Here is a 5,603-nt window from a genome sequence, read left to right on the forward strand (position 1 = left end):
CTTGTATGGGGGAAAGAGCATATGAATAGTAGCAATGATGCACTAAAAGACAATAAAGAATGGATAATTGTATTTCTACCCCTTGTTGCTATTGAAATATATCTAACCTTTACTGTTTTGGTTTTCTTGCTTGGACCAATAAAGTGGCACATACAAAACTTGAGTATGTTCCTTTTATACATAGTGTTGTATCATGTGGCATTCATCGGTGGATATGTTGTGTATTGGAGAAGTAAACACGAACATATCACTTATTCGCACACAAAAAATGAATATTCGCCCAACCTAATTCTCATAATTGGCTCATATTTATGTTATATTATCTGCTACATAATCAGTTTTCCTTATACAACGGGTATTGTTGATATCTCCCTTAACAATATTACGCAACAACTCCTTATAGGATTAACTAATCCCGCGAGCGTGTACTTCAACAAGGCAGTTCAACTTTCTGCCCTTCAACCCAATCCTGCATTAAACGCTGTGCAATGTATAATTGCTCCCATGGCTTGGTTTTCGTTTGTATTGCCAATAATATGGTGGGATAAATTGAAGTTACCATATAAAATAGTTTTTTGTTTAATTCTCATTTTTGAAATGGGAAAATGGGTTTTGATTGGGACCAACAAAGGTGTTTTTGACTTGTTGATTGCTTTGGTTGTTGTAATTGCTTTCGATGCGATATGTGGATATATCAAAGGTAATATTAAGACTTGGTTACAACATAAGATCCCCATAGTACTTTACATTGTGCTCTTGACTATATTTTCGTTTTATTTCATCGGCTTAAATATGACCACTCGGGTTGGTTCGGTAACTACATATTTAGAAAAGAGTATTCCACAAAAACAGGCAGAAGTGAAGTTTACCGGATCGAATTATGATAGGGACTCAACAACAGGTAGTTCAGCTACAGGACAATTAAGTACTGCGGACAGTTCTAGAGCTTTTCAAATTATGGATAATGCGCGGTATGGTCTCTTGTTTTACATTACACACGGATATTACGGAATGTCGCTCGCGATTTCACGGCCCTTCACGTCAACCTATGGAATCGGGAACTCCTACTTTTTGACTAGGCAAGTAGAAAGAATTACAGGTGTAAGCATGTTTGAACGCACTTATATGGCCAAACTAGAACCAGAATGGTCTGCAACTGGGTTATGGCATACTTGTTACACTTGGCTAGCATGCGACGTGTCATTTGTGGGTGTAGTCTTAATTATGTTTATTCTGGGTTTATTTCTTGCCAGGACATGGATGGATGCGATATTTGGGAAAAATATTTTTTCAATTGCGCTGCTGCCTGTGCTTGCCATTATGTTCGTATATATGCCGTGTAACAATCAAGTTATGGCTAATGGTCCGAGTTTTTGCACGTTTTGGGGTTTAGCAATGCTTTCTGTTGTTTATCCGAAATACTTCGGTGCCGGGAAGAGGGGGGACCAAGGGGAGAATCAGCCATCTATACTGCGCCTTAGAAGGTTAGCACGCAGAAAAGGAGGCCGCAATGGGATTGATTAAGAAACGCAAGAATCTTGTTCCCCGAATTAGTATCTCCATATTGCCCGCCGCCCTTCTCGTTTTAACGGTCTTTATTTACGGCCCCATTAATTTGTATGCCGGAAACAGCAAGGAGCTCTGGTTTCCTTTTTCATTTATCGCCTCCAATTTTATCTTGAGCGGCGTCGGGGTTTTCTTGTTATTTTCGATAATATGCGTGTCGATGCCGTGGGAGAAAGGCAAATGGCTCGTCGCCTTGGTTTTTGGCATTGCCGTTGCTCTTTATATTGAAGGGACATACCTTCCAATAGAATACATAAACTTGAATGGCGCGCCGACTGAATGGGAGAAGTATCACTCCCAAATGATCTGGGACGCCGTATTATGGACGGCGTGCATCCTGGTATCGGTGGCCGCCGCTGGTTTCAGAGAAGAACTTTTTAAGAAAGCGGTGCCCTTACTATGCGGGTTGCTAATAGCGGTACAGGTTGTAGCGCTTATACCGTTGTTGAACGATCTGGGCCAGGAGAAGAAATTCGTTCTAACAAGCGAAGGCAAATTCACACTCTCAAAAAAAGACAACATCATAGTTCTGGTTCTCGACTGCTTTGACAACAGATTGTTTGAAATGTTTACCGAGGAGAACAGCCAATTTAAGCAGGCCTTTTCTGATTTTACTTATTATAAAAATGCGACTTCCGGATTTAATTACACTACCCCGTCAATTCCCTATATTTTGACTGGAATCCCCTACGATAATTCGATACCCTATAGCGAGTACTTACGGATGTCGTTTAGAAAGGTGCCACTGCTCAAAACCCTGTACGAAAAAGGGTACGATTCAGGGGTTTACACTTTTCCCCAGATGATTCCCCTTAACGATCCTTTATTAGCTAAGTACATTTCAAATGCCAGGAGCATAAGCGAAGATAAAAAATTATCGATGTCTATGTTTGAGTCTATGCTGAAATTTACGGCTCTGAGGTATTTCCCTATGTGGCTAAAGAAGGATTTTCTTCTTGCGTATGATGAATTTGACAATAACGAAGCAGAAATGACCAATAAGAAAGTCTCAAACCGTGATGTTGCATTTTACAACCATCTGATTAATGAAGGTTTTACGACACAGGGTGAAAAAAATACTTTCCGGTTTTATCATTTGAATGGCGCGCACTTACCTTATACCCTAGATGGCGAATTGAGGCCGGCCAATCTGCAATGGCCGCAAGCTTTTTTCCAGCAAGCGAAAGGATGTATGAAGCTCACTGTTACTTTTTTAGATCAATTAAAAAAGGCGGGTGTGTACGATAATTCTACAATTATTATTGTTGGCGATCACGGAGTGATGGAAGATCTAATGATGTCACATTACCTCGCGCCGGTGATGCTGATCAAAACCAAAAACCGGCACGGCGAAGCTATGTCGATCTCCAATGCTCCGGTTTCCAATGGCGACATCGCCGCCACAGTTCTGGACTTAATCGCTCCAGAGGTGAGGGATTCAGGTGCTTCGATTTTTGACGTAAGGGACAATCAAAAACGAAACAGGTATTATTACTGGTACAATGGATATCAGAGAACAAAGAGCGGTTACCTGCCGGACCTCTATGAGTATGTCAATAACGGGAGTTGTGAAAACCATCAGGACTGGGTCAGAACGGGGAGGATTTTAACGCCTGACGGCGTAAAAGAAACGGAATACAAACAGTATACTTTGGGCACTCAACTAAGCAGTGCCGATATTACTTGTCTTATGGAAAGAGATAAAAATAAGAGAACCTTTTACGGATTTCGAGGATTGTATTATGTGGGTGACTATGCAGCAACTTCTGGCAACTTTGCTCAACTACGTTTTGCTATTCCCGAGAGAAACAATGATCTTCCAGTATATATTACTTTATCCTCCGCCTTTCCCGATAATCCCGACATTGTCCAACGGCTTAGAATAGAAGTCAACGGGAAGCAGTTGGCTGATGAGTTTTCCGTCTCGGGAGCAGGGATTAAACACATAAAATTCACGATACCAAAGGGGTTGCTAAAAAAAGATGGAAAACTTGATTTGAAGCTTTTATTACCCGATGCCCGGTATCCGGAGGGCTATCAAAGCGAGGTGGTCTATCTCAAAGGGGCTCTCAGGATTTATAGTCTAACCATTGGTGCGATACCTTCGCTTGAAAAAGGAGATGTGATTAGTTTTGGGGCAGGAGGCAACTCCATCAAATATATTGGCAGCGGCTGGCACGGGCCAGAACCGCGCCACACATGGACATCAGATAGAGCGGAGCTTTACTTGCCGCTCAGGCCGGACAAGGAGGCGAGGTTAAAATTTAGACTCGTTTATCCGCATGACGAGAACTACGTCAATCTGTCTGTCAATGGGCATCCAATTGGCAAGTGGAGGGGGGGTTGCGCAGGAGAGGAATGGGGTTACTACAAGGTCATGACTATTCCCAAAGAGGTGCTGTCTGCGGACGGGCTCCAGCTAATAACCCTCGGAATGCCTAATGCTTACAGGCCAAATGATACTGCGGACAGAAACGCTCGGGTGTTGGGCCTGCCGGTTATGAGTATTGAAATCATCGAATAGGAGAGGAATACAATGATATTCATAACATTTGCGTATTTAGATCCCGGAACCGGAAGTTATATTATGCAGCTGATTGCAGCGTCTATCTTAACTGTCGGCGCAGGTGTGGTGGCTTTTTGGAAGAAAATAAGAGCCAGGTTCTCAAACGAGGGAAAGGCCGATGGGGAATAGATTGCCGTCATCCTTTCGTGATCCCGGAGGATACATATTTGAAGAGCACGGGAAGCTATTTCGTCACATAAACAAAAGCTGTCTTGAAGACTTTTTATTTTTCATGGATAGTGGCCTTTATGACAGGCTTGCGGCAGAGAGAAAGATCGTCAAGCATGAACAGGTATTTTCAGATGAAAATCATATAATTATCGAACCCGAAAAAATCCCATTTATAACGTATCCGTACGAGTGGTCTTTAAGCCAATATAAAGATGCAGCATTACTAACACTTGAGCTTGCGGCAGTTGCCTTAGAGTACGATATGATACTCAAGGACGCCAGCGCCTATAATATCCAGTTTAACGAAGGGCATCCGGTTTTGATTGATACGCTGTCATTTACCAGATATAAAGAGGGAACTCCGTGGGTCGCTTACAGGCAGTTCTGTCAGCATTTCCTTGCCCCCATTGCCTTGATGGCATTGAAGGACCCTAGACTTTCGCAAATGATGCGCGTTTATATTGATGGAGTTCCACTAGATTTGGCCTCAAAGCTGCTGCCTGCAAAGACCAAGTTTGATTTTGGGCTCCAACTACATATTCATCAACACGCAAGGCAACAACTCAAGCACGCTAGCGATTCAGGTAATATAACCAAGAATATAAAAATTTCGAAGGCGTCATTAATCGCTATTTTAGACCATCTTCGTTCTACCATAAAAAAACTTAACAAACGTAGTGGTACAACGCAGTGGGTTTCCTATTATCAAAATATGCACAATTATTCTGAAGAGGCTTTTTCAGAAAAGATAAACATCGTCCGCCAATTCCTTCGTCAAACGAACGCCCGACTCGTATGCGACATGGGGGCAAACGTCGGTGTATTTTCAGCCATAGCCTCAGAAAACGCCAAATTAGTGGTTGCATACGATATCGACCACGATGCGGTAGACGTTCATTATAATAGTCTTAAACGGTCGGGAATACACAATGTAGTTCCGGCAGTTTTGGATATTGCAAATCCAAGCCCGGCGATTGGATGGGCACTTCGAGAACGGATGTCTACTTTCGAGCGGGGGAATTTTGACTGCGTGATGGCGCTGGCAATTATTCATCATATTTGTATATCTGGGAATGTGCCATTAGATATGGCAGCTGAAACGTTTGCAACTTTAGGGAAATGGCTAATTATTGAGTTTGTCCCTAAATCGGACAGCCAAGTTAAAAAGCTTCTTTCCACAAGAGAGGATATATTCTCAGAATACAATGAGAGAGGTTTCGAGGACGCCTTTTCTCAAAAATTCGAAATCATATCCAAGAGTGTTGTTACAGGTAACGAACGCGCTATATACCTAATGAGG

4 protein-coding genes are annotated in these 5,603 nt (G+C 42.4%); all 4 read left to right on the forward strand.

Annotation, left to right across the window (positions count from 1 at the left end; translation table 11 throughout):
- Positions 1 to 21 precede the first annotated feature (21 nt).
- Positions 22 to 1,524 carry a hypothetical protein gene (locus tag HPY74_19390; protein NSW92774.1) on the forward strand — a complete coding sequence of 501 codons (1,503 nt, stop codon included), beginning with the start codon at positions 22 to 24 and terminating at the stop codon, positions 1,522 to 1,524.
- Entirely contained in the window at positions 1,511 to 4,090 is a 2,580-nt protein-coding gene (locus tag HPY74_19395) for a sulfatase-like hydrolase/transferase (protein ID NSW92775.1), read from the forward strand. The genes HPY74_19390 and HPY74_19395 overlap by 14 nt, the downstream gene beginning before the upstream one ends.
- A gap of 12 nt (positions 4,091 to 4,102) precedes the next feature.
- Complete coding sequence (locus HPY74_19400) at positions 4,103 to 4,261, forward strand: hypothetical protein (GenBank protein ID NSW92776.1); 159 nt, start codon at positions 4,103 to 4,105, stop codon at positions 4,259 to 4,261.
- On the forward strand, positions 4,251 to 5,603 hold a 1,353-nt coding region (locus tag HPY74_19405), incomplete at its 3' end, for an SAM-dependent methyltransferase (GenBank protein ID NSW92777.1). The genes HPY74_19400 and HPY74_19405, both read left to right, overlap by 11 nt.

The sequence above is a fragment of the Bacillota bacterium genome (assembly GCA_013314855.1).
In the GTDB taxonomy this organism is placed as follows: Bacteria; Bacillota; Clostridia; order Acetivibrionales; family DUMC01; genus Ch48.